The following is a 25,930-nucleotide window of genomic DNA, read 5'->3' as shown; positions in this document are numbered from 1 at the left end:
CTTGAAGGGGTATCGCTGGAGGTGATCTGCCATGCAGACACTCGTCGGATGGCACATCGAGATGGAGTTCAAGGAAGAGGGCGACCGGACAAGGGCGGCCGCCATGGTGAGACTCGGTGACGGCACGGAGTACCGCGGTCACGGAAACGCGAACCGGCACCGGTCCGACGAGCCGCAGTTGCTCGTCGGCGAGGAGATCGCGGGCGCTCGCGCCCTGATGGACCTCGCCTCCCAACTGCTGCAGAAGGCCCACACGGAGATCGACGACGCGGCGGGCAGGCCCTCGCGTGACATCACCCGGTGACGGTGACCGGTCACGACGATCACCGGCCGGACGGGACCGGGTTGCCCCGCCCCCGTCCGGCCGGTGTGCCGTCCGTCTGATGCGCCGCCGGAATGAGGCGCCGCGCGAGTGACGGGCCCGGGTGACGGGCCCGGCGGGTGATCAGAGACGCTCGGGCGTCCGGATGCCCAGCAGCGCCATGCCCTGGTGGAGGGTGCGCCCCGTGAGGTCGACGAGGAAGAGGCGGTTCTCCACGACCTCGGGCGCGTTGTCGGCGCTGAGCACGTGGCACTGGTCGTAGAACGTGGTCAGGTGCGACGCCAGCTGGTACAGATACGCGGCCAGCTTGTGCGGCTCGTACGTCGAGGCCACCTCGGCCAGCACCTCTCCGAACCGGTCGACGTGCAGACCGAGCGCCCGCTCGGCAGGCGCGAGCGGCAGCTCGGGGTGCGCGACGGGACGCCGGTCGCCGGCATTGCGCTTGATCGACTGGATCCGGGCGTACGCGTACTGGAGGTAGACCGACGTGTCGCCGTTCAGCGACACCATCTGGTCCAGGTCGAACTTGTAGTCGCGCACCGCGGACGTCGACAGGTCGGCGTACTTCACCGCGCCGATGCCCACGTAACGGCCGTTCTCGACGATCTCCTGCTCGGTCAGGCCCACCTTCTCGGCCTTCTCGCGCACCACGGCCGTCGCCCGGTCGATCGCCTCGTCCAGCAGATCCACCAGCCGCACCGTCTCGCCCTCACGGGTCTTGAACGGCTTGCCGTCCTTGCCCAGGACCGTGCCGAAGGCCAGCTGGTGCGCCTTGACCTCGTCGTTCAGCCAGCCGGCCCGGCGTGCCGTCTCGAAGACCATCCTGAAGTGCAGGGACTGGCGGGCGTCCACGACGTACAGCAGGGTGTCCGCGTCGAGGCCCTGCACCCGGTTGCGGATCGCCGAGAGGTCCGTGGCGGCGTAGCCGTAGCCGCCGTTGGACTTCTTCACGATCAGCGGCACCGGGTTGCCGTCCGGGCCCTTCACGTCGTCGAAAAAGACGCACAGCGCGCCCTCGGAGCGCACGGCGACGCCGGACTCCTCGAGGATGCGGCACGTCTCGTCGAGCATGTCGTTGTAGCCGGACTCGCCGACGATGTCTGCGTCGCGGATCTCCATGTCGAGCTTCTCGAAGACCGAGTAGAAGTAGATCTTCGATTCGTCGACGAACCGCTGCCACAGTGCGAGGGTCTCCTCGTCGCCGGACTGGAGGTCCACCACCCGGCGCCTGGCCCGTTCCTTGAACTCCTCGTCGGAGTCGAACACGGCACGCGAAGTCTTGTAGAGCCGGTTCAGGTTGGACATCGCCTCTTCGCCGGAGACCTCCGGCGCCGCGTCGCCCGCCTTGTGGTCCAGCTCGTGCGGGTGCTCGATCAAGTACTGGATGAGCATGCCGAACTGGGTGCCCCAGTCGCCGATGTGGTGGCGGCGGACCACCTTCTCGCCCGCGAACTCCAGGATCTGCACCATGGCATCGCCGATCACCGCCGACCGCAGATGGCCGACGTGCATCTCCTTCGCCACGTTCGGCTGGGCGTAGTCGATCACCGTGGTGCCGGCGTCCTCGGCGAACGGCACGCCGAGACGGTCGTCCGCCGCACGGGCGGCCAGGGTCTCGACGATCGCCCTGTCGGTGACCGTGACGTTCAGGAACCCGGGGCCGGAGACCTCGATGTCCTTGAGCACGTCGTCAGAGCCGAGGGCGTCGACGACCTTGGCCGCCAGCTCACGCGGGTTGCCCTTGAGCTTCTTCGCGAGCGCCAGGATGCCGTTGGCCTGGAAGTCGGCCCGGTCGCTTCGTCGCAGCAGGGGGTCGGCGGAGCCGGCCTCCGGCAGGGCTGCCGAGAGGGCGTCCGCGAGGCGCTGCTGCACGGTCGAAGCGAGGGAAGGGACCGAGGCCATGAGCTTCCGTTCCGGTTGAGGTGCGCTGTCACTGAATGTTGCGGTGGTCAAGTATCCCATGGAGGGGCAAGTCGTTTCCCGACCGACCGGGCGGCGCACGGGCGCGCCGGAGGAACGCCCTCCGTCTGGGAGAATGGCCGGGAGCTCAATCCAGCTTTCGAGAAAGAAGGACGTGCCGACCGTGGCTCAGAGCAGCACCGAGACCGACTGGGTCTCCCGTTTCGCGGACGAGGTCATTGCCGAGTCGGAGCGACGTGCGCCTGGCAAACCGGTCGTCGTCGCCTCCGGCCTGTCCCCGTCCGGCCCCATCCACCTGGGCAACCTCCGCGAGGTCATGACCCCGCACCTGGTCGCCGACGAGATCCGGCGGCGCGGGCACGAGGTCCGCCATCTCATCTCGTGGGACGACTACGACCGCTACCGCAAGGTGCCGGCCGGTATCGAGGGCGTCGACGACTCGTGGGGCGAGCACATCGGCAAGCCGCTGACCTCGGTCCCCGCGCCGGCCGGCTCGACCCACCCGAACTGGGCCGAGCACTTCAAGGCCGCGATGACCGCTGCCCTGGACGAGCTGGGCGTCGAGTACGACGGCATCAGCCAGACCGAGCAGTACACGTCCGGTGCCTACCGCGAGCAGATCCTGCACGCGATGAGGCACCGCGCGGACATCGACGCGATCCTCGACCAGTACCGGACCAAGAAGGACCCCTCGAAGAAGTCGCAGAAGCCGGTCGACGCGGCCGAGCTCGAAGCGGCCGAGGGCTCCGGCGCGGCCGCCGAGGACGACGGCAGCGGCGGCGCGGGCGGGTACTACCCGTACAAGCCCTACTGCGGGCAGTGCGAGAAGGACCTGACCACCGTCACCTCGTACGACGACGGGACGACCGAGCTGGGTTACGTCTGCACGGCGTGCGGCTTCGGCGAGACCGTCCGGCTCAGCGAGTTCAACCGCGGCAAGCTGGTCTGGAAGGTCGACTGGCCGATGCGCTGGGCCTACGAGGGCGTGATCTTCGAGCCGAGCGGTGTCGACCACTCCTCCCCGGGCTCGTCCTTCGTCGTCGGCGGGCAGATCGTGCGCGGGGTCTTCGACGGCGTCCAGCCGATCGGCCCCATGTACGCATTCGTCGGCATCAGCGGCATGGCCAAGATGTCGTCGTCGCGAGGCGGCGTGCCCACCCCGGCCGACGCCCTGAAGATCATGGAGGCGCCGCTGCTGCGCTGGCTGTACGCGCGCCGCAAGCCCAACCAGTCCTTCAAGATCGCCTTCGACCAGGAGATCCAGCGGCTCTACGACGAGTGGGACAAGCTCGCCGGCAAGGTCGAGGACGGCACCGCCCTGCCGGCCGACGCCGCCGCGTACTCCCGCGCCGTCCGCACCGCCGCCGGCGAACTGCCGCGCACGCCGCGCCCGCTGCCGTACCGGACGCTCGCCTCGGTCGTCGACGTCACCGCCGGCCACGACGAGCAGACGATCCGTATCCTCAGCGACCTCGACCCGGCGAACCCGCTGACCTCGCTCGACGAGGTCCGCCCGCGGCTCGACCGCGCCGAGAACTGGATCACCACCCAGGTCCCGGCCGACGCCCGCACCGTCGTCCGCGCAGAGCCCGACACCGAGCTGCTCGCCTCGCTCGACGACCAGGGACGCGAGTCGCTGCGCCTGCTCCTGGAGGGACTGGACACGCACTGGTCGCTCGACGGCCTGACCACGCTCGTCTACGGCGTGCCCAAGGTGCTGGCCGGTCTCGAGCCGGACGCCAAGCCGACGCCGGAGCTGAAGGTCGCCCAGCGGTCGTTCTTCGCCCTGCTCTACCGCCTGCTGGTCAGTCGTGAGACCGGCCCGCGGCTGCCGACGCTGCTGCTGGCGGTCGGCGCGGACCGGGTGCGCAAGCTGCTCGGCGCCTGACGGCCGGCTGCGCTTCGCAGCGTCTTCGGAGGGCTCTCACCCACTGGGCGGTCTCCAGGGGTGGGGGCCCTCCGTCCGTCCCGTCCGTTCCACTCGCTCCAGCCGTTTCGCCTGGTCCGTTCCTCCGCCCGTCTCTGCATCCTTCGGCCTACCCGGGGTTCGGTCGTGCGCACGACGCGCCGGGCACCGCATCGGGGGACGGTGGAAACATGAAGGAAATCGCGGCAGTCATCGGCTGGGTGGTCGGCGTCCAGGGCGTGTTGGGAGTGGCCGGCCGGACCTTCAAGGACGAACCGTGGGGGCTGATCCACCGGTGGTGGGAGATCCCGAGGCCGGATACGTCGTCATCGCCGTGGCGGGTGTGGCGCTCGCGCTCTGGGCGGAGGCCGCGAAGGAACGGGCCTGACCGCCGTCGGCGCCGGGGACCGCGGATGACCGGGCCGGCCTCGGGGCCGCGGGCCGGCGGGCCGTTCGCGTCACGCGATGTGTTCGGCCTCCAGGTCGGCCTGGTGACGGTTCTTGAACTCGGGCAGCAGGCGGCGCAGCAGCGCCGCGCTGCGCGGGTGACGTACGCCATGGCGGTCGGCGAGGAGTATGTCGAGGTGGTCGGCCTTCGGCCAGTCGTTGTTCTCCTCGACGTACGAACGGAACACCGGGTACGCGAGCTCCGCGAACTCCTTGTCCTCCGCCGTGTAGTCGGGGAGCGGCTCGGCCACGGGCTCCTCGTACTGCGCCGGAACCCGCGCGTACCCATCGGCGAACTGCTCGTCGTACGGGCGTTCCTGCATGTGGGGCTGCGTCTGCGTCTGGTTCTGGGGCTGCAGGGGCTCGTCCTCGTACTGGTACGGCTGCTGTGGCTGCTGCGGCTCGGGGGAGGGTCCGGATCCGAGCGGGCGGGTGCGGCCCGGGCCCGAGGGGACGGGCACCGGATGGGGTTCCAGGCCCTCGGCGTACGTCGGGTCGTACGAGCCCTGGTATGCCTCCTGGGCGGCCTGCGAGGCCGCGAACCACGGGCTCTCGTAGCCGGCCGAGCCGGTCTCTTTGTGAGCCAGGGGCTGGTCCTGGTGGTCCTGGTGCGGGCCCGCAGGCCGGCCCTGGATGCCATCCACGACCGGGTCCCGCCGGCCCTGGGCCGGCTCCGGGTCCAAGGGGGCGCTCGCCCGCGCCACCCCGTGCTCCTCGGCCCGTTCCGCTCCCGCCGTCAGCTCCGTGGTGCGCGTCAGCTCCGGCTGCACCGGGGCCGGCGGCAGCAGCACTGGCTCGATCCCCGCGGCGGCCAGACCGGCCGGGGCCGTCTCCGCCAGCGGCACACCGAACTTCGCGAGCCTCAGGGGCATCAGCGCCTCCACCGGGGCCTTGCGCCGCCAGGACCGCCCGAAACGGGCCTGCAGACGGGCCTGGTAGATCAGCCGGTCCTGCTCGAGCTTGATCACCTGCTCGTAGCTGCGCAGCTCCCACAGCTTCATCCGCCGCCACAGTTTGAACGTCGGCACGGGCGAGAGCAGCCAGCGGGTGAGGCGCACGCCCTCCATGTGCTTGTCGGCCGTGATGTCGGCGATCCGGCCCACCGCGTGCCGGGCGGCCTCGACGGCGACCACGAACAGGATCGGGATCACGGCGTGCATACCGACGCCGAGCGGGTCGGGCCAGGCCGCGGCACCGTTGAACGCGATCGTCGCGATCGTCAGCAGCCAGGCCGTCTGACGCAGCAGCGGAAACGGTATGCGCATCCACGTCAGCAGCAGGTCAAGTGCCAGCAGGACGCAGATGCCCGCGTCGATGCCGATGGGGAAGACGAGCGAGAACCGGCCGAAACCTTTCTGCTCGGCGAGTTCGCGCACGGCGGCGTACGACCCCGCGAAGCCGATCGCGGCGATGACGAGCGCACCCGCGACCACCACGCCGATGAGTATTCGGTGCGTCCGTGTCAGCTGCATCGCGGCCACCCGCGACCCTCCCCAATTCCTGAACCGGGTCCTGCACCGGGTTCTGAACCGGATCCCGACGCAATCCCGAAGCGGAACCCGGGCCGGATTCCCGAACCGGCGGGCACAGCCTGGCACATGCCACCGGAGCCGGACCCTCCGGGCTCGAGGCGTTACGTACTTGTGTGCTACCCGTACTACTTGTTGGCGGTCGCGACCGAGGCCACGGCCTCCTTCGCGGCCTTGGCGGCGCCCTTCGTGATGTCGGACGTCGACGGGTTCTTCGCGCCGGCGTATCCCGTGCCGTTGTAGGTGAGCGTGACCACACCGTTCTCGGTGCGGGCCACGACCGTCGCGTACGTGAAGTCCTCGCCGGTCTTGCGCAGTTTGTAGGTGACCGTCGTCGCCTCGTCACCGATGCCGGCGGCGGGCGAGGTCTTGACCTCCTTGGCTCCCTCGGTGGCCTCGGCCTTCGCGATCTCCTTGCCGTACGACTCCTCGGCGCGCTGCTGGGCGCTCACCGCGAGGGACACGTCGGACTCGTAGCGGAGGAACGAGACGTCGAGCCAGCGGTACTGCGAGCCCTTCACACCGTTGTCGTCCAGGCCGTTCCAGGAGCAGCTGCCGCGCCGCGAGATGTCCGACGACTTGCCCTCCGTGCCGCCCTTGGACTTCGTGCCGGGAACCAGGTCCTCGATCGTCTTCTTGCCGATCGAGGAGCACGGCTCCGGCAGCTTGCCGAACCTGGCGGGAGCGACGGTCGGGGACTTCTTCGCCTCTGGGGTGGGAGAGGCGGACGCCGCGGAGTCCTCGGACTTGCCGTCGGAGTCCGACGAGCAGCCTGCGACGACGAGCATCACCGGGACGGCGGCGCAGGCGAGTATGCGGGTGAGTCGCGAGGCTGAACGGTGCATGGTTCCTTCAGTCGGTCGTTCGGTCGTTCGGTCGTTCGGTCGTTCGGTCGGGCAGTGGGCAGTGGGCAGTGGGCTGTCGGTGATCGGCAGTCGGTAGCCCCGGTCCCGGGGCCGGTCCGGCCGCCACTTCAACGGTCGGCTCGGCGAGGCCACCGTACGCGGACGCGCCGCCGCGGTGGGCCGGACCGCCGAACGCGGACCGGACGTGCGGGCGGCCGCGAAGCCGTTCACTCGTCGAACTGCTCCGCCAGCTTCCCGGCCAGACTCTGCGCCTTTTCCTGCAGTTCCTTGCTGTCGGGCACCTCGGTCGACAGGGCCGGCTGCTCGCCGTAGACCACGGTGACGATCACATTCGATGTGCGGAACACCACGCTCACGGTGCGGCGCTGCGCCGTGGAACCGGCACGGCCGAGCACGTCGTCGATGAACGCGGCGTCGCCCAGCCCCTCCAGCACCCGCGGCTCGAGGCCCGTCGCGGAGGCGGCACCGGAGGACGGGCCGCCGGGCGTGGACGACGTGTCGGAACCGGCTGCCGTGTCCGTCGAGGTGCCGGGTTGTGCGGTGTCGCCCGTCTCCCCGCCACCCACCGGACTCATAGTGGCCGACGGCAGACCGTCGTCCTCGTCGGACGCCTGAGCCCCCCCGTCGGAGGGCTCTTCGGGGAGCGCGGGCGCGATCGGGACGGACGCGGAGGACTGCTTCTTCGCGAAGACCTCCTGCGCCCGGGCGTCGTCGCTGACAGCCGGGTCGTAGGAGACGACCCGCTCGAAGTCGACCCGGAGCTTGTGCGAGGCGTTCGGGGAGTCGCCCTGCCAGCTGCAGGCGACCCGCCGGTCCGTGTCGTAGGTGACGCCCGCGGTACCGCGCAGTGCGTTCTGCTGCTGGTCCTCGGACAGCGTCGCCGAGCCCGGCAGCAGGTCCCTGAGGGTGGCACGCTCGACGGACCCGCACGGCTCGAGGAGCGTGCGGTACCTGCCGGGGGCCGCCGCGGGGGACGCCGCCCCGTTGGTCTTGGCGTCGATGTCGGAGCCCTCGGCACCGTTGCCGGCGGTGCAGCCGGTGACGAGCGCCGTGAGCAGCGCCGCCACGCAGGGGACGTACGCCTTCCGTTGCACGCTCGGGCTCCTTCCTGTGTCTGCTCCGTGCTGTTGTCGGGGCGAAAACTGATTGTCGCCCGCCGGAGGCCGATGGACACAATGTCTATCGCACACGCTGCCGTTGCCGCCGGTCTGTTGGGCCTTTCGCGGTCGTTGATGGCGTCATTTGCGTTTCATTTCACTTCGGGGGAATCGAGTAGTTATGTCTTATGTGGAGATGCAGGGCGCCAAGGTCCCGATCCGTATGTGGGCCGACCCGACGACGGTCGAGGACGTCGCGATGCGGCAGCTGCGGAATGTGGCCACCCTGCCGTGGATCAAGGGCCTCGCCGTCATGCCGGACGTGCACTACGGCAAGGGGGCCACCGTCGGCTCGGTCATCGCCATGCACGGCGCGGTCTGCCCGGCGGCCGTCGGTGTGGACATCGGCTGCGGCATGTCCGCGGTGAAGACGTCACTGACCGCGAACGACCTCCCGGGCGACCTCTCCCGGCTCCGGTCCAGGATCGAGCAGGCCATCCCGGTGGGGCGTGGCATGCACGACGAGATGGTGGACCCGGGGCAGGTGTTCGGCCTCTCGGCGGGAGGCTGGGACGACCTCTGGGACCGCTTCGACACGGTCGCGGACGCGGTCAAGTTCCGCAGGGAGCGGGCGACGAAGCAGATGGGGTCGCTGGGCGGCGGAAACCATTTCGTGGAGGTGTGCGTCGACGCGTCGGACTCTGTCTGGCTCATGCTGCACTCCGGTTCGCGGAACATCGGCAAGGAACTCGCCGAGTACCACATCGGTGAGGCGCAGAAGCTGCCGCACAACCAGGGCCTTGTCGACCGGGACCTCGCGGTGTTCGTCTCCGAGACCCCGCAGATGGCCGCCTACCGCAACGATCTCTTCTGGGCACAGGAGTACGCCAAGTACAACCGCGCCGTCATGATGGGGCTCCTCAAGGAAGTGGTCCGCAAGGAGTTCAGGAAGGCCAAGGTCACCTTCGAGCAGGAGATCAGCTGCCACCACAACTACGTGGCGCAGGAGCGGTACGAGGGCATGGACCTGCTGGTCACCCGCAAGGGAGCGATCCGTGCCGGCAGCGGCGACTTCGGGATCATCCCCGGCTCGATGGGCACCGGCTCCTACATCGTGAAGGGCCTTGGAAACGAGGCGTCCTTCAACTCCGCGTCGCACGGAGCGGGCCGCAAGATGAGCCGCAACGCGGCGAAGCGGCGCTTCACCGCGCGGGACCTGGAGGAGCAGACGCGGGGTGTGGAGTGCCGGAAGGACTCCGGTGTCGTGGATGAGATTCCCGGTGCGTACAAGCCGATCGAGCAGGTCATCGACCAGCAGCGCGACCTGGTCGAGGTGGTCGCGAAGCTGAAGCAGGTCGTCTGCGTCAAGGGCTGAGGTCCCGTGCCCGTTACCCGGGGGGTCGCAGATTCTCTCTGTCCTGCCCGGCGCCTCGGTGGCACCGGCGGTGCCGGCGTGATGCAACAGGGGTGCGGTCCTCCCATGCCTGCCGGCGACGGCGGTCCGGGGCGCCCTCCATGTCGGCAGGCCCTCTTTCATTCGCCGAGCGAGGCGGCTGCGTTGCCCTTGCGTTCCAATGGCAGGCAGCCCGGGTAGTAGAGGTCGGCGCCGAGGCGTTGAGCCGCTTCCTTGGTCCAGAGGATGCTGTAGATCCCGTCGCGGGTGTTGCGCTTGATGATCCGCTGAGCCCCCGGGACTTTGAACCGGTGGCCGGGACGGCCGTCCCGGCAGCCAGCCGTACTCTCACGGCCGGTCCAACACAGATGCCCTGACACCGAACAAACCGGCAGCGGGGCATCTGAGGGGCCACCTGGCAATCAGTGGAGAATCATCGACTCGCGTGACAGGTCGAGCAAATCGGGATCCTGGCGCACGAGTTCACTCTCGAAGGCCTGCCAACCCTTTGTCTCGACGAAACCACGTTCGGCATCGCTGATGGGGACCAGCCACACAATCGAGACGTCCGTCTTGTTCTCCAGCGCAACGGATGCGAAATCGTCGTCGAAGTAGACCGGCACCGCGGCATACAGCGCTGTCAATGATCCCTCCGGTGTAAGCGGCCGGGGCAACGGGATCACTTCACCGCGCAGCACGGCTTCTTCGCTGACAACGAGGTGCTCCGCCACGAACTCCAGCACGCCGGGGAAGGGGCCGTACTTCTCACCCGGAACGGGGCGGTTGCAGCCGAGCAACTCCAGATGCTGGGCGCGACTGGACGTCCTGGGCGTCAGGTGCCTGTTGTGCAGCCCGATGGTGGCGTAGGACTGCACACCCTCCAGGGCGCCGCCGGCGAAGTAGCCGACCTGCGGGCTGCCCTCAGGGGACTGCTCGCTGGCCGACCACGCCCCGATGAGGCGGCCCAGACGCGATTCAAAGTGGTCGACCAGCGCAGCCATGACGTTAGCTAACCGTCCTCTCGGTTTCCTGCTCCTCGGTTGCACACAAAACACTCGAGTCGCACGTCGGTTTGGTAGTTATCGACGACTTGTTCTCTGGTCGCATTCGGATCGAAGGTGCGATTGGTCCAGGATACTGGGCTGCGGCCGTGACGCAGAGTCGGCCGAGGAGCAGGCGCTCGGCCCCCGCTCGGTGGTCCATCAGCCAGCCATCAGAGGGCGCGTGCGCTGTCGCCATGCAGGAACGTAGAAGACCCGGCCGAGACAATCCCCGGCCGGGCCTTCATGGCGTCACCGCATCAGACACTCATGCACTGTCCGGGCGGGACCCCGTCTCGGTCGCGATCCACTGATCGTCGTCCGCGTCCAGGGTGCCGTCTGCGGCAACAAAGAACACTCGGGACCGATAGAAGTCCCGGAATGCGTTGACCATCTCCTCGATACTCTCATAGGCCATTCTCGAGTCCTCGCCGATCATGACGCTGACTACATGGGGCGATGTAGACGACGCGTCTTGAACAGCCGCGTAGAAATCGCCACCGCCTGTACCGAGGAGTGGGAACCACTTGTCCCCCAGAAGGGGGTCGCCGCCTCCGTAAGACGCCTTGACAGCGACGGAATCCCGTACGGAGAGCGGTTCGTACCCCGGAATCAAGGCGGCATCGTCCTGCTTCTGGTTAGGGCGCCAATCGACGCCGTTGCACCAGCTGAATCATTCCACAACGTCGCTGGGGACCGGCCCACCGAAGGCGTTAACCACCTCCTCGGGGCTGACACCCGGGGCGCGGAGCGAGACAACAGGGCGGTTCAGCCGCTCTGCCTCCTGCCAGAGACCTTCGATCGATTCCGAAAGCACGAGTGCACCTTCCTTCCTGTTTGCTGGATTCTATTACTTGACTCGCACGACGTACTTGTCGCCGTCCTTGAGTTTGTTCTGCCGGTAGAACTCCTTCAGGGAGTTGCCGTGGCTGGAATTGATTGTCCCCGGCGCCAGAGTGAGCGTCGCTCCCGCCCCGCCTTCGTAGGACGAGGCGAAGGGATACTCCTCCCAGGTTGCGTTGGAGGCGAACTGGCGAGGCCGAGGTGCATGAGCCTGAGCATGACGCCTGTTCCTCCGGTGATTTGGCTCTCCCGTTCGCCGGGTGAGGATCGCCGGTGCTCCAGCCTGAACTGCCCTCTGCTGGGTGGCTGCCATAGACCCGTGCACAGCCGACTCGATCTCGTGGACGGAGCCTCGTGGCCTTGGCCGACCTCCGACCGCTGTCGGCGCTCGGCCTCCTGTGATCAACCCGGACAGATCCCAATCATGCAACGACCCTGCTTGGTGAACCCCGACGACACAGGTTCATCATCGGTTCCCGCACCGCCAGACCATTCGGGTACCGGGTAAAACCGAAGGGCCGCGCCCCTGACCGGGAATCGCAGCCCTCCACTGTTTCCTGAAATCCAAGCCTCACGGATTCCTTGTCATTGCGGCAGGCTTCCGTCGAGAGTCCGCGCATCGGACCACTCCCAAAATGCCGCACCCCGCCGAACCATGGGCTCCACAGCGTCGAACACCGGAGACATCACCACCGATGAATCCGTCACATCGACCGCCACATGCCTGTCACCGTTCCACTCGCTCATGAGTTCGTGTGAAATCAGCATATCCCGAAGCATGCTACACAATTGTGACACCTCGGGTGATTCGGTGAACATAACCCGCAATGCGCGGCGACCTGATCGTCCATGAACGCTGGTGACAAACCTTCCGTCGCGAAGTATTACTGTGTCTCCAAGGGCCAGACCGTACGCAAAGAACGGAATGCACGAAACAACATAGGATTCACCATCGGTGGGCCTCAGCCAGAGCTGCTCCAAGGAGTTCGCCATTCCGAACGGCACCAGGTCCACCATTCCCATGTAATTCTCTTCGCTACGCCACACGGGGTCTTCGTGGGTCACATAGGTAGTTCCATCGATCAAGTGAGATGCCATGAAGATCTCCGTTTCGTACTGATGGCCAACGGCGGGCGCCACATGGGCGCCCGCCGCTCCTCTTAACCTCGATCTTTCGTGACGGCCCGCCGGACAAGCCGACGGACCGTCACGAAAGATCGAGGTCAGCCACGTGCTGAATCAGCGGGATCAGGAGAAGGTCTTGTCCCAGTCATCCGAGATCAGGGCCTTCACGGCTTCTTCGAAGCCGTTCGCCACCCGCTGTGTTCCGGCGTCACCGTCGAACAGGATGTCGCCGTTCTCGGCCAGGAGCATGACCACGTCCGTGTCGAATGCCCACCCCACGGGTAGCACGTCCATTCCCACCTTCCGGGCGCAGTGCCGGACGTTGAGCGGGAACACGTCGAGGGCTTCTTCCAGGTCGACGGCGATGGTCACCTCACGGCCGGTCTTGGCATAGACCCAGGTGATTTCCAGCTCGCCGTAGTTCTCCAGGAACTCACGATGCCGGTCGGTGATCTCGTATCCGGCATCCCGGTACGCGGAGACCGCCCGGTCGACGTCCACCTCATCCTCGCGCAGTCTCCCGTCACTCGGCGGGACCGAGACGCCGCTCATCCCTGGAAGCTGAACCGTGCGGGATGGTCCGCGTTCTCGGGGCAGACGAAGACGTTCATGGAGCCCCAGCGGCCGACGGTGACTTCCGTGGGGATGTTGGCGCCCATGGCGTCCGCCGTCGCCAGGTCTTCCAGCGGGATCCAGCTCTGGCTTCCGTTGTCCCACTCCTTGCTCGCAACGGTGAGGAGCAGGATCATCTCCCGCCCGCAGTCGCACACCACCGGGGCCGGGTCGGTCGCATGCCAGGAGGCGAATCCGCCGGCTTTCCACCCCGGCGCGATCGAGAGGTCGGACTGGTAGAGAACGGAGTCCTCGTCCAGCTCCTCCTCGTCACCCTCCCATTCTTCGATGCGCTCCTGCAGGTCCTCCGGCAGCAGGCCGATGTCCTGGTACTCGATCACCCGCTCCGGGTCCAGCGCACACGGTGTGGGCACATAGCCCTCCGAACCCACCACCTCGGGCTCGGGCTGGTCGGTCAGAGTCTCACCGACCTCGTCGGAGTGGCGCCAGCGCAGTTCCACCGCCGGCTCGTGATGGCCGCCATGCGCGTCGAACGGGCACCAGAGCACCTGGAGCAGATCGTGATCCGCAGGACCCGCGAGATCGGGGACATCTTTTCGGTACAGCTGTGCCACGGCAAGCATGGGGGTGGGGTCCGTGTTCTGGAGCCAGGGAGCGTGCCGTCCCCGCTTGAGGGACCTCAGTACATCGCCTTCCTCGTCCGTCGGCCCCGGCCGCTGTCCGGGAAGCTGTGGACGACTCCAGGCCTCTGTCAGGATCTGCCGTCGCAACCGCACATCCGCCGGGCGGTCCCCGTAGCGGCGCCGGTGCGTCTCCGTGCACATCGGCCAGGCTTCACCGGCAGGCCAGAGCAGTGGCCCGCCCACCGAGCTGTCCTCGGCGCCTGGGGCGCCGGGCCTGGGGTGGAGACGGGTCGCGGTGCGACGGTACGCGCTCAGTTCGGGGAAAACCGCCTCGACATCGACCGGGCGAGGAGGGGTGGCGCGCGTCATATCTCTCCTCCGAAACGGCCTGGGCGCAACAGGTTAATACCTGCTGCGCCCAGACTCTTACTCGGCTGTTCCTCTACTCCTCAGCTACGGCATCCTTCCCGTACGCACTCCGGAAGCCGGGTTGTCCAGATATCCGCTGAGTTGGAATCCTCTATTGCCGTGGGCCAAGAATTCCAGCCGGATGGGGATGGGGTTGGTTCCCGCATGGACCTGGGCGTCGACTCCGCTGGGACGGCCAAGTTCGTCCAGCCGCGGTACAGCACTGGGAAGGACGTGCCATAACTCGATCCTCTCAAACGATCGAGTCCCTACCGAACCCGGAACGATTCACCTTCCTGTTTGCTGGATTCTATTTCGCAATTTGAACGACGTACTTGTCGTCGTCCTTGAGTCCATTTGCCGGTAGAACTCCTTCAGGGAGATTCCGTGACCGGGCACGATGGAGGGCCGCGACCCGTTGTCCGAGGCCCTCCGCACTGTGCCGAATCAGCGGGATCAGTCCGTCCGCCCGGAGATTGCCCAGGTCGTCGACGTCCCGGACGTCACGCACCTGCGGCGCCAAGTGCCTCTCTAGGAGTCAGCCATGGGAGACAGAGCTTGCGGACGCGTCGACGGTCAGCAGTGGCTCCAGGGCACGGCAAAGGGCAAGTGGGCCCCGCCGGGTCGGCGGGGCCCACTGTCTACAGGCTGCTGATCAGAGACTCATCGGGCTCACTCGACGAGGACGCGGCCGACGTGCGGGCCACCGAAGGAGCGATGTACCCGCACGTCGCCGGTCGCCTCTTCCCTTGGCGACGATCCGACTGGCCTACTCGACGTATCCGAGTGAGCGCAGGATCTGCCACCACTCATCCGACTCCGGGACACCGGTCACCCGCAGGTACCCCGGGCCGAGTCCGTACTTCATGACGAACTCGGCAAGGCCGTCCGCCACCTTTTCGAAGTCCCGGCTCGCCCACCAGGAACTCCGCAGGTCGGGGTAGGTCCAGACCGAACCGTCCTGACGGTTGATGAGTACGGGATTCTCGTTGATCTTCCCGACGACGAACCATCCGTTCGGCTCTTCAGGGACTTCGACCATGCCCGGCGAGATCAGTCCCTGGGCCCGCTCGACGAACCTCCTCCCGAGGATCACCACCGAGCCCATGATGGCCCCGTCGGCAGCCGTCAGGAAGTCGACGTACTCCTCCGGAGCGTCCAACTCCGGACGCCGGGAAAGGCCCTCGTCTATGGAGTTGCAGATGCTCCATTCCATGTCGGATTCGATGGCTTCGCGGACCCTCGAGAGGGTCTGCCTGAATTCATCGGTGATCACTTAGGCCCCTGGATGGTGATGGATATCGGTGTGTGGTCCGGCAGAGTTCTGATCTGTTGCCTGATCTGCCGGCCGATCGCTTGATTGGTGAAGGCGTCGAGCATGTGGAGATTGCCCACGACGTCAGGCCCGCCCAACTGGAGTTCCCACACGTGGTCAGGGTTCATGTTACCGAAGATTCGCTGGCGAGCTCGTTTGACGAACTCCGGGTTCACGTCGTTGAACTGCTTGTGGACCTTCTTGAAGAACTCCTGCTTGTATCCCTTCTCGATGCCGGCTCGCGGCGGAAGAGGGTTCGGAGCCTTGACGAGGACCCCTTGGTCACTCAGTTGCTTGAGTGCATCTGCCTTGAGCTTGAATTGGGACTTGGGCATGCCCGTCTCATGACTGATGGTGATGTTCGCCGGGCACGCCTGGCCGGCGCCGTTGTCATTATGTACGAGCACCGGAACGGTGCCCGCCAGTACGTGGTATGTGTGCAGCCCGTCGACGCTCAGGTCGTAGGTGACACGCTGCGCCTCGTACGACTTGACCTTGACGATCGTCGCCGCGCCGCCCGCGCCGTCCTGGAGCTTCTGGCCCGCCTTGAGATCGCCGGCCTGGGTCCAGGAGTTGCGGGTGCTCTCGTAGAACTGGTGGTGCTTGGTGGTCTGGATCGTCTTCGGACCGGCCTTCGTCGCTACGACGACATCGACGTAGTGACGGTCGGTCTTGGTGACGATCACCTTCTTGACCTTGTGCTTCTCCTTCTCCTTCTTGCCGGGCTCGGCCGTCAGGACGTAGTCCCCGACCTTGACCTCGGAGATCGGCTTGGTCGTGGCGTTGGCCATCAGCACACCGGTCAGACCGGTGAAGCTGTGCGGGGTGCAGCCCTTGCGGCCGAACCTGCTGGCCGCCGCTCCGAAGACGCCACCGGTGACCGCGCCCACGGCCGTGGCCTGGGCAGCGCCACCGACGCTGCATCCCTCACCGCTGCTGACGCAGGAGACGCCGTATCCGACCGCGCCTTCCGCGGCACCGCCTGCGGCGCCCATGGCCGCGCCGGTCGCCGTCCTGCCGCCGACACCGGCGAGCAGACGGCCCACCGCGCCTGCGGCAGCGCCGCCGGCCGCGCCGCCGAGGGCTCCGGTGACCGCGCCGACGGCGACCGAGCCGAGGAAGCCGCCGACCGACTTGGGGCCGTCGCTCATCAGGTAGCCGACGCCGTTGGCCGCCGCGCCCGCGAGGGCAGCGCAGCCGATGACACCGGCACCGGCTGTGAGGGCCGTGCAGCCGGCGAAGACCGCGACGCCCACAGCGACTGAAACGATGGTCGAGGCGTGTTGCTTGACGAACTTGGCGGTGGCCTTGGCTGCCTTCTTGACGGCCTTGCCGACCTTTTTGGCGGCCTTCACCACCTTCTTCGCCACGCTCTTTACGGCCTTGGCGACCTTTCTTACCTTCTTCTTGACGTGCTTGACGACCTTATGGGCGACACGTTTGACCTTCGTATAGGTCCGTTTGACGTATCTTTTTACCTTCTTGACGCTGTCGTTCACATAACGCACGGTCTTCCGCACCGCGCGCTTGGCTGACCTGACGACCTTCTTGGCGACCTTCTTTACCTTCTTGGCCGCCTTCTTGACGACCTTCGCGACCTTCTTGACCGTCTTCTTGGCGACCTTCGCGACCTTCTTGACGGCCTTGTTGGCCTTCTTCTTGAGGCTCTTCCAGGCGCCCCCGATCGACCAGTGGCCGGTCGGGTCGGTCATCGTCATCGGGTTCTGGTCCGCGTAGGCGTACCGGTTGCTCTTCACCGACGACGGCAGCGGGCTCAGGCCCACCGTGTCGCGGCTGTTGAACTGGCCGGTCTCCGGGGAGTACCAGCGGGCGGCCATGTTGACCTTGGCCGTCTGCGGGTCGGTCCAGCCGGACTGATAGCCGAGGTGACCGAGCATGTCGGCCGACTCGACGACCTTGCCGAACGGGGTGTACGTCGCCGAACCCGACAGCACCTCACCGGCGTCGGTGAACTGAGCCACCGCGTCCGTGTGCATGTCCGTCAGGTACAGCGCCGCCGACACGGGGGTCTTCACACCGAGCAGCGAGCCGTCGACGTTGCGGCTGTAGACGGCCGAGCCGTCCGACGCCACATCGTTGCCCATACCGCTGTACTGGAAGTTGTGCAGCGGGCCCGAGGTCGCGTCGTTCGCCGTGAGCAGACGGTCGAGACCGTCGTAGGCGTAGGTCCGGTCGCCCTCGCTGATGACACGGTTGAAGGCGTCCGCCTTGATGGACGTCTGGATCCCGGCCTCGTCCGTGACGAAACTCATCGTGCCGCGCGCGGTGTACCCGTACGTGCTGTGTCCGTCCGACGTGAGCCGGTTGCGGGCGTCGTACGTGTAGGTGTCACCCGCGACACGCGTCCGGTTGCCCGACGCGTCGTAGCCGTAGACCTCCGTCGTGGTCCCGTTGTTCCAGGAGGTCAGACGGTTCGCCCAGTCGTACGTGTACGTGTTGGTGGACGCACCCACGACACCGCTCGTCGTCTTCGACGTCTCGTTGTCGTTCGCGTCGTACCCGTAGGTGATCTGGGAGAGCACCTTCCCGGTCGGCGAGGTCAGCTTGTCGCTGGTCAGACGCTGGAGAGCGTCGTATCCGAACGTCCGCTTGGACTTGCCCGAGCCGTAGTCGATCGACGTCACGCTGCTGTTGACGTCGTACCCGAAGGTCATCGCAGAGCCGGTGGCGCTGTCGTTGACCGTCTTCAGCCGGCCGGCCGTGTCGTACCCGTAGGTCGACGTGCCGGAGGCGTCCGTACGGGAGGTCATCGCGCCGTCGCCGTTGTAGGCGAAGGACGAGGCACCCGACGGGCCCGACGTGGACAGGAGCAGACCGCGGTCGTCGTAGGCGAAGGTGTTGAGGTCCTCACCGATGCCCGCGGCCGAGACCAGCTGGTCGTCGGCGTCGTAGCTGTAGGTGTGGTCGACCGTCTCCGCTTCGGCGCCCGTTCCCGTCTGGCGGACCAGGCGGCTCTTCGCGTCGTAGTGGTTGGCGATGACCACGCCGCCCGGGGAACGCTGTTCCGCGACCCGGCCACCTGCGTCGTACACCGTGGTGAAGGTGCGGTCCGCCAGGTCCGGGTGGGCCGGGGTGGACGGTTCGATGGTCGACTCCGGCATCCCCCAGCTGTTGTAGGTGGTCAGGAACGGGTTGCCTCGACCGTCGGTGAAGCGTGTGCGGTTGCCCGCCACGTCGTAGCCGAAGGTCGTGGTGATCGACTCGGTCGCCGAGACCGGCTGCACCGCCTTCGTCACCAGGCCCGTCGGGTCCAGGGTGAGGGTGGTGGTCTTGCCTCGGTAGTCGGTCACCGAGACCGGGGTGCCCGCGCGGTCGTACTTCGTGCCGGCGGTGCGTATCACCGTTCCGTCGGCCGCCAGGTCGCTGGTGGAGACCAGCTCGCCGAAGCCGTTGTAGGTGTTCTTGGTGCTCGTGCCGTCCGGCTCGGTCGCGGTGAGGACCTCGCCGTCCATGTTGTAGGTGTACTTGCTGACGCTGCCGGCGGCGTCGGTCACCTCGGTGACCTCACCGACCCCGTTGTACGTGTACGACTCGGCGACGCCGTTCGGGCTCACCGTCCGGGACAGCTCGCCGCCCGGAGCGTCGTACTCGTTGATCGCCGTGTACGCGCGCTGTGTCGGCTGCCGCACGATGTCCGTGCTGGTGAGCGGCCGTCCCAGGTAGTCCCAGGTCATCTCCTGGCGGGCGCCGTTCGGCCGGGTGGCCGAGAGCTGCTCGCCGTTGACCGAGTAGGTGTACCGAGTGGTACCGCCGCCCGGCTCGGTGACCGAGGCCAGGGCACCCAGCTGCGTGTACGTGTACGTGGTGCGGTTGCCCAGCGGGTCCACCTCGGCTGTCACCTGGCCGAGCTTGTTGTACTCGTTCCAGGCCGTGGCCGTGATCGGAGTGGTGGAACCCGGCGGGGTGTAGTTCGGCATCGTCGTCGAGGACTCCTGGCCCTCGGCGTCGTAGGCCGTGACCACGACGTTGCCGAGCGGGTCGGAGGACTCGGTGGGCTCGCCGAAGGTGTTGTACCCGGTCATCGACACGGGGCGGACGGAGACCGGGGTCCCGCCGTTCTGCTCCGCGTTGACGGCCGGCTCGGTGACCGTGGTCTGCTGACCGGCCTCGTCATAGCCGTAGTCGGTCGTCACCCCGTTGGGGTCGGTCATCGACAGCGGCAGACCGCGCTGGTCCAGCTTCCAGGTCGTGTTGCGGACGGAACTGCCCGCTGCCGGCAGCGTGCCGCCCTTGACGGACGACACCTGCGCCGCGGTCAGCGCTTCGCTGTAGACCTGGACGTCGTCGAGACCGCCCTTGTGGTTGCCGCCGTAGGGGCCGAACTTGTGGCGGCCCAGCTGCAACGGACCGTTCGCGTCCCACGGGCTGGCGAACGGGGTCTCCTGGACCAGGGTGCCATCGACGTACAGGCGGATCTTCGCCGCCTCGGCGTCGTAGACACCGACGAGATGGGTCCAGGTGTTGGCGGTCACCGCGGCCGTGCCGGAAGCGGCACGCACCAGGCCGGCCGATGTGCTGTCCGCGGTCCGGCGGCCGAAGGACCAGCCGATTCCCGTGGAGTAGTACAGGACGAAGCCGTAGATCTGCTCGCCGTCCTGCGTGATCATCGACTGGTTCACCGACGTGTCGGTGATCTTCGCCCACGTGGAGACGGAGAAGCTGCCGGTGGTGTTGACCACCGGGCCGTCCGTCTGCGCGTACGACTCGGCGTTGCCGTCGAAGACCGCGCTGCCGCCCCGGTCGGTGTTCCAGTGCATTCCGGTGCCGTGGGTACCGGTGTGGTTGGCGCCCGAGGAGTCGCCCACGGAGTACCCCGTGGTCTCGTCCAGCTTGTAGCGGGCCACCGGTGCGGTGGTGCCGTCGTGGACGGTGGCGCCGGTGAGGTTGCCGAGGCGGTCGTAGAGCCGGTCGACGGTGCTCTTCTCACCGGTGACCGGGTCGCTCTCGGTCTCCGACACGACGTTGTCGTCCGGGTCGTAGGACACCTTCGTCGAGCGGCCGAGACCGCCCGGGTCGAGCACCGCGGTGGTCACGCGGTCGGCCGCGTCCACCGTGAAGGTGTTCGTGGTCCGGCCGTCGTCGGTGACCTGCTTGATCAGGTTCCCGGCGGCGTCATAGGTGTTGACCTGCTCCGTGAACGACTTGCCGTTCTGCGGGTCCTGTCGGGTGACCGTGGACAGCAGGCCGTCGTCGGTGTAGGTGTACGCCATCACCCAGCCCATGGCGTCCGTGATCGACGCCAGTCGGCCCGCCGGGTCGTACGCCCGGGACTCCTGCACCAGGGTGGTGGGAGCCGACGGGTTGTGCGGGTCGCCGGTGTAGTTGAGCAGGTTGGTGGTGAGAGGTCTGCCCTCGCCGTCGAACGTGTACGTGTTGACGGTTCCGTCCGGGTCGGTCTCCTTGACCTTGTTGCCGTACACGTCGTACTCGAACGACACGGTCTCGCCGCCCGGGTCGGTACGGGTCGCCATGCGGCCGTACGCGTCGTACGTCATGGTCGTCGTACGCGGGGCGTCGCCGCCGGTGAGGTCGGACACGGTCTGCGACAGGACGTTGCCGTCGGCGTCGAACTCCGTGGTCGACTTCGCCTGGTGCACCGCGCCCGTGACGCGGTTGGTGACCGCCGGGCCGGTGTCGCTGACCACCTGGTCGTTCTTGTCGTACGCCTGGGTGGTCGTCTGCCCACTGGGGTGGGCGTCGGATATCTCGGTCCTGGCGGTCTCCCGGCCCAGGTTGTCGTACGTGTACTTCACCTTGGCGCCGTTGGCGTCGACGACCTCGGCGAGGTCACCGTTGGCGTAGTAGACGTGCTTCGTCTTGCCGCCGCCCGGGGTCGTGACCTCGTTGAGCAGGCCGGCCGGTGCGACCGCCGTGCCGCCCTCGGCCGCCGGCGTGGTCGACGTGGTGTACGTCGTCGTGGCCGTGCGTCCGTTGGGGTGGCCCGGGACGGGCGGGGTGGTCACCGAGGTGAGGTTGCCGCCGGTGTCGTAGGTGTAGCTGGTCAGGTACGTGTTGTCCGTGGGGCCCGAGGAACGGCCGTCCCGCTCGGTGAGCAGCAGGTCGTTGCGCAGGTCCAACGGCGGGAAGGCCGTGGTCGCGTCCGGGAAGTACGTGTAGTACTCGGTGGAACACTTGTTGGCGGCCGTGTCCTGGCAGGTGGTCGTGGAGACCGTGTTGCCGCGCACGTCGTGACCGTTGATGGAGCGGTTGCCGTTGGCGTCGGTCACGGTGTGCAGGAAGCCACCCGTGTCGTAGCCGTACGTCGTCCGCTTGCCGTTGGTGTCGATCGCGGCGAGCTGACGGTTGCCCATCTCCGCGTCGTACACGTACGTCAGCGTCTTGTCGGTGGGGTCGGTGAGCTTCACCGTCCGCACCGGGGCGACACCGGAGGACGCCTTGTAGGCCTTCCAGTGCGCTTCGACGTCGTCCGCCTTCAGCGGGTGGGCGTAGGTGGCGACCTCGGCGATGGAGCCCTTGAAGAAGCTCACGTCACCGGGGGAGCTGTACCAGTACTTGCCGAAGCCCGCGCCGATGAAGGTGCGGGTGTTGGACTGGTCCTTCGCCGCGCCGCTGTAGTCGGCCTGCTTGACGCCGTCGACGTACAGGGTCTGCGTGTCGCCGGACGCCGAGAGGACCGCGTGGTGCCACTTGTTGTCATTGACGGCGCCCGTCGACCCGAAGGCGGTGCTTCCGGATCCGGAGACGCTCCACCAGTGGCCGTGCAGCTTGCCGTCGGCGCCCACGTACAGCAACGGGTTCCAGGTGCCGGACGGGGTCGCCTCGGTCGGCGGCTTCGACTGGTCGGACAGGATCACACCCGGCGTGCTGGTCTTGAACCAGAGCTCGACGGCGCGCTCGCCCGATCCGTGCCACGGGTTGAAGGGGATCTCCGCGTACGACGACGTGCCGTTGAAGCTCGCCGCGGTCGCGTCGCCCGTGCCGAACGGTCCCGCCACGCCCTGCGTGACGGTGTTGTACGTGCCGAAGCCGGTGTTGACCTCGTTCGCGGCCTGCGGCGCGCCGAGCGTGTCGTCGAGGCGCCAGTAGCCGGCCGGGGCGGAGCCCATGACCGAGGACCGGTAGACCTGCGAGGAGCCGGTGATGGTGGGCGGGTTGAGCTTCCAGGTGCCGCCTTCGCCGTCGGTGGCCTGGAGGACCTGGTCGTCGGTCGTGCCGTAGACGACGTCCGCCTGGACCTTGCCCTCCGGCGTGGTGATCTTGTTGAGCAACCCGGCGGACTTCTTCGCCGCCTGGTACTGGGCCGTGATCACCGCGGGGGTGAGGGGCTCGGAGTAGATCGACACCTCGGCCATGGAGCCGGTGTAGTGCCCGAGCTTGTCGTTCGGGTTCATGGCGGGCCAGCCGTCGTGGTTCACGCCGGCGCCGAGGGAGATGTAGGGCTGGTCCCAGTCGTTGATGGTGCCGGAGAGGGAGCCCTGGGACACACCGTCGAGGTACAGCGTCTGGCTGTTGGCCACACCGGTGAGCACGGCCTGGTGCCACTGCCCGTCGGTGACCGTGGCGGCCGAGGTGATGGTGGTCATGCAGCCCGGGGACATCGCCAGGCAGCCGCGCAGCTTGCCGTCGGTGCCGACGTACACCGCCGGGGTGTTCTTGGTGGTGTTGGCGACCGGGTCCGGGTCGCTCAGCGGCTTGTCACCGTAGTAGAAGAGCACACCGCCGGCCGTGGTCGTCTTGAACCACAGCGACACCGTCATGTACGACGGCGTGGCGCCCGGGGCGCTCGGCATCTCGACGTACGAGGAGGTGCCGTTGAAGCCGGCGGACTTCTGGGTGGAACCGGCCAGCGGACCGGCGCCGCCCAGGGTCACGTTGTGGAACAGACCGTTGTACTTGCCCTGGTTGAGGGCGACGGTGTCCTTGGCGACCGTCTCGCCGGGCGCCTCGCCGAGCCGCCAGTAGGCGAACGGGTCGGCGTCGAGGACGGTCGTGCGGTAGTGGTTGCCGGTGGCGTAGCCGTACGTCGTGCACTTGACCGTGCCGGCCGGCGGGCAGACCGTAGTGAGCTGGTCGGCGGCGTAGCCGTACGTCCACTTCTGCGCGGTCGTCGCGTCGCCCGCGGTGGACGGGTCGGTGGTGACCGTCGCGACGTGCGCGGCGGTGGCACCGGCCGGGGTCGACCAGGTGAGCGTCAGGGACCGCTCGGACGTCACATTGGTGATCTTCGTCAGCTTGCCGGACGTGTAGGTGAACGTCTCGGTGCGGCCCGCGTAGTCCTTGATCTTGGTGATCGCGTACGTTCCGGCCTTCGCGGTCGCCGTGGTGAAGGCGTACTCCGTGAAGTCCTTGTCCGTCAGCGCGTAGCCGCCGGTGACGGTCTGGAGCCGGGCGTACCGGCCGAGCGGGGGCACGAACGTGCCGTCGGGGTTGCGGCCGAAGGCGACCTGCTCACCGCCGGGGTAGGTGATCTCCACGCTGGTGACCGTGCCGGCCGGGTCCTTGTGCTCGGCGGCCTTCATGTCGGCGACCGTCGACCAGCCCGCGCCGAACGCGTTGTCGAGACGCGGGTCGAGGCTGTTGTACGAGCGGTCGATCTCCAGCGAGGGGCCGACGACCGAGACCTGGGCGTCGGTGGCCTCGGTGGTGTAGTTGCCGTCGGACGGGTCGAACTCGTGGCCCGCTGTGTTCTGGGCCAGCCCCGAGGTGACCGGCGGCTGCGGGACGGCGGTGGTGAAGCGGCTGGAGTGGGTGATCTCCGTATAGCCGTCGGAGACCCCGACGTACCAGACGTAGTTCTTGCTCCACTTCAGCTTGCCGGCGGGTATCTTCCAGCTCCCTCGGCTGAGGGCGGTGGAGTAGGCGACCGGCGTGGTGCTGGTGCTGTCCGCGTCGTACACCTCGAAGGTGTACGACAGCGCCTGGGGCCACTTGTCGGCGTCGCTCGCGTAGACGAGCAGCTCCGGCTGGAGGGTGTTGGCCTGGAAGTTCTCCGGCGGGTACTGGGCGTTGACCTGCGGCTTGGTGTTGGCCGTGTAGGTCAGCTCCAGCGCCGGGCGCCAGGAGGAGGTCGCCGAGTTGTCGGAGTGGAACCTCTTCCAGTGCAGGTTGTCGTTGACCGGCGCGGTCATCGCGAGGCCGTAGTTGGCGCCGCCGGTGGCCACCTGGTCGAACCACGAGGTCGACAACGTGACCGGCATCTTCACGCCGACGCTGGTGCTGCCGGTGGTGTTGGTGCAGGAGGCGCCGGGGTCCAGCTTGGCGGAACCGATGGAGGAACCGTACGACGGGCCCGGGTAGGTGGTGGTCGTCGTCGGGGACCAGGACTGGGTCACCGGGTGGACGTAGAACGGCGTCGCGGTGCAGGTCGAGGACCAGATCGCGTACACGTTCAGCTTGGCGGAGGTGACGCGCTGGCCCTTGAGCGTGGTGCCCAGCGAGGAGAACTGGAGGAACGAGTTCGCCTTGTTGGTGCCCGAGTCGTACGAGCCGACCTTGATCTGGCTCTCGGTCGAGCGGTCGGCGCTGTAGTTGCTCTGGACGTACGTCGTGTTGCTGGCGGTGATCGTCGGGTCGACGGTGACCGGGTAGACCCGCTCGGGGTCGTTCAGCCACGACGAGTCGGCGGTCATGCGGAGCGCCGGCTTGCCGCCGACCTCCGTCAGCTCGTAGTCGACGGCGTACGAACGGGTGGGCTCACCCGACCGCGGGTGGATCTTCGCGTCCTCCATGAAGGCATGCGGGATCGTCGCCGTGACCTTGCCGGACGCGTCGGTGAACTCGACGGAGCCGTCGTCGGTGAGACGCGGGGTGAGTCCCTTCAGCTCCAGCGGGAAGACCCAGGAGTGCGCGGCGTCCGGCGAGCGCAGGACGATGTTCTCCTTGAAGCCCTCCGCGAGCGGCACCAGCTGCAGGTCCGTCTCGGGCAGGACGCCCGCGTAGGTGACGGTGCCCTGGTCGTCCACGCTGGGCGTGGCCTTCGCGGTGCCGCGCAGCGCGTAGGCGAGGGTGCGTCCTTCGCCGAAGTCGACGGAGGCGAGCTGCCGGTCGGCGGCGTCCGCGGCGAACTCGATGTCGAGCGTGTTGGCGCGCTGCTGGAGCCTGCCGTCGGTGTCCTTGACGAGCGTGGTGTCGATCGGCTTCCAGGTGCCGTCGTCCGCCTTGAAGTTGGAGACACCCGAGAAGTGACGGATCGTGGTGGATCCGTCGGTGTTGACGTAGAAGTCCGATGTGGCCGTGGACTTCTTGGCGTCGCGCTTGCTGGTCTTCGGGTCGAAGCTGTCGGCGTCGCCGGGCGCCTTGCCGGTGGTGGTGGCCTTGGGCCGGTCCACGGGACGCTGGAAGGCGTCCAGTTCACCCTTGCCCTTGCCGGGCTTGCGGCCCACGCCTCCGTCGGCGCTGGTGGCGGAGGCGGACGCGGTGTGGCTCTTACCGCGAGCCGTGCCGCCCTGCTGGTCGGGGGTGTCCAGTCCAGGGGACTTGTTCATCCACGTCCACAGGCCGGACAGGGACATCTGAGGCATGCTCAGCGCCGGAAGCGTGAC

16 protein-coding genes are annotated in these 25,930 nt (G+C 67.5%); 3 read left to right on the top strand and 13 right to left on the bottom strand.

Annotation, left to right across the window (positions count from 1 at the left end; genetic code table 11):
* Positions 1-31 precede the first annotated feature (31 nt).
* Entirely contained in the window at positions 32-304 is a 273-nt protein-coding gene (locus AB0903_RS25175) for a DUF1876 domain-containing protein (protein ID WP_366706419.1), read from the top strand.
* A gap of 141 nt (positions 305-445) precedes the next feature.
* Here AB0903_RS25175 and argS read toward each other — a convergent pair whose 3' ends face one another.
* The gene (argS, locus tag AB0903_RS25170) at positions 446-2,224 is read right to left on the bottom strand and encodes an arginine--tRNA ligase (protein WP_366706417.1); all 1,779 of its coding nucleotides are present in this window, start codon (positions 2,222-2,224) and stop codon (positions 446-448) included.
* 172 nt (positions 2,225-2,396) lie between these two features.
* On the opposite strand from argS, the gene lysS reads away from it, so the two are divergent.
* Positions 2,397-4,130: a lysine--tRNA ligase gene (gene lysS, locus AB0903_RS25165; RefSeq protein ID WP_366706415.1), complete on the top strand. Its 1,734-nt coding sequence runs from the start codon at positions 2,397-2,399 to the stop codon at positions 4,128-4,130.
* A 476-nt stretch (positions 4,131-4,606) separates the two neighbouring features.
* On the opposite strand, the gene AB0903_RS25160 is transcribed toward lysS, so the two are convergent.
* From AB0903_RS25160 to AB0903_RS25150, 3 genes are all read right to left on the bottom strand, one after another.
* Positions 4,607-6,076 (bottom strand): DUF2637 domain-containing protein, encoded by a 1,470-nt coding sequence (locus AB0903_RS25160; protein ID WP_366706413.1) that lies wholly within the window; start codon positions 6,074-6,076, stop codon positions 4,607-4,609.
* A 176-nt stretch (positions 6,077-6,252) separates the two neighbouring features.
* A complete protein-coding gene (locus tag AB0903_RS25155) occupies positions 6,253-6,969 on the bottom strand; it encodes a DUF3558 domain-containing protein (protein WP_366706411.1) in 717 nt (238 codons plus the stop codon).
* Between the two features lie 227 nt (positions 6,970-7,196).
* Entirely contained in the window at positions 7,197-8,084 is an 888-nt protein-coding gene (locus AB0903_RS25150) for a DUF3558 domain-containing protein (protein ID WP_366706409.1), read from the bottom strand.
* A gap of 184 nt (positions 8,085-8,268) precedes the next feature.
* On the opposite strand from AB0903_RS25150, the gene AB0903_RS25145 reads away from it, so the two are divergent.
* Positions 8,269-9,462, top strand: a complete 1,194-nt coding sequence (locus AB0903_RS25145) for an RtcB family protein (RefSeq protein ID WP_366706407.1) — start codon at positions 8,269-8,271, stop codon at positions 9,460-9,462.
* 158 nt (positions 9,463-9,620) lie between these two features.
* On the opposite strand, the gene AB0903_RS25140 is transcribed toward AB0903_RS25145, so the two are convergent.
* The 9 genes from AB0903_RS25140 to AB0903_RS25100 all read right to left on the bottom strand — a co-directional run bounded on the left by AB0903_RS25140 (position 9,621) and on the right by AB0903_RS25100 (position 25,909).
* Positions 9,621-9,860, bottom strand: a complete 240-nt coding sequence (locus AB0903_RS25140) for a hypothetical protein (RefSeq protein ID WP_366706405.1) — start codon at positions 9,858-9,860, stop codon at positions 9,621-9,623.
* Between the two features lie 42 nt (positions 9,861-9,902).
* Positions 9,903-10,481 carry a suppressor of fused domain protein gene (locus tag AB0903_RS25135; protein WP_366706403.1) on the bottom strand — a complete coding sequence of 193 codons (579 nt, stop codon included), beginning with the start codon at positions 10,479-10,481 and terminating at the stop codon, positions 9,903-9,905.
* 307 nt (positions 10,482-10,788) lie between these two features.
* Positions 10,789-10,938, bottom strand: coding sequence for a hypothetical protein (locus AB0903_RS25130; protein ID WP_366706401.1), 150 nt, complete (start codon positions 10,936-10,938; stop codon positions 10,789-10,791).
* Positions 10,939-11,370: 432 nt separating this feature from the next.
* Positions 11,371-11,676 (bottom strand): NucA/NucB deoxyribonuclease domain-containing protein, encoded by a 306-nt coding sequence (locus AB0903_RS25125; protein WP_366706399.1) that lies wholly within the window; start codon positions 11,674-11,676, stop codon positions 11,371-11,373.
* A gap of 272 nt (positions 11,677-11,948) precedes the next feature.
* Positions 11,949-12,461, bottom strand: a complete 513-nt coding sequence (locus tag AB0903_RS25120) for a DUF4265 domain-containing protein (protein ID WP_366706397.1) — start codon at positions 12,459-12,461, stop codon at positions 11,949-11,951.
* Positions 12,462-12,611: 150 nt separating this feature from the next.
* On the bottom strand, positions 12,612-13,040 hold the full coding sequence (locus tag AB0903_RS25115) for an SUKH-3 domain-containing protein (RefSeq protein WP_366706395.1): 429 nt from the start codon (positions 13,038-13,040) through the stop codon (positions 12,612-12,614).
* Positions 13,037-13,684 carry a hypothetical protein gene (locus tag AB0903_RS25110; protein ID WP_366706393.1) on the bottom strand — a complete coding sequence of 216 codons (648 nt, stop codon included), beginning with the start codon at positions 13,682-13,684 and terminating at the stop codon, positions 13,037-13,039. Before AB0903_RS25110 ends, AB0903_RS25115 begins: the two co-directional genes overlap by 4 nt.
* Before the next feature lie 1,177 nt (positions 13,685-14,861).
* Positions 14,862-15,308, bottom strand: a complete 447-nt coding sequence (locus tag AB0903_RS25105; protein WP_366706391.1) for a hypothetical protein — start codon at positions 15,306-15,308, stop codon at positions 14,862-14,864.
* 56 nt (positions 15,309-15,364) lie between these two features.
* Positions 15,365-25,909: a LamG-like jellyroll fold domain-containing protein gene (locus AB0903_RS25100; protein WP_366706389.1), complete on the bottom strand. Its 10,545-nt coding sequence runs from the start codon at positions 25,907-25,909 to the stop codon at positions 15,365-15,367.
* Positions 25,910-25,930 lie beyond the last annotated feature (21 nt).

It is taken from the genome of Streptomyces sp. NPDC048389 (assembly GCF_040706335.1).
Classification (GTDB): Bacteria; Actinomycetota; Actinomycetes; order Streptomycetales; family Streptomycetaceae; genus Streptomyces.
The sequence above is the reverse complement of the archived record's forward strand: the minus strand, read 5'-3'. Positions and strand labels throughout refer to the sequence as shown.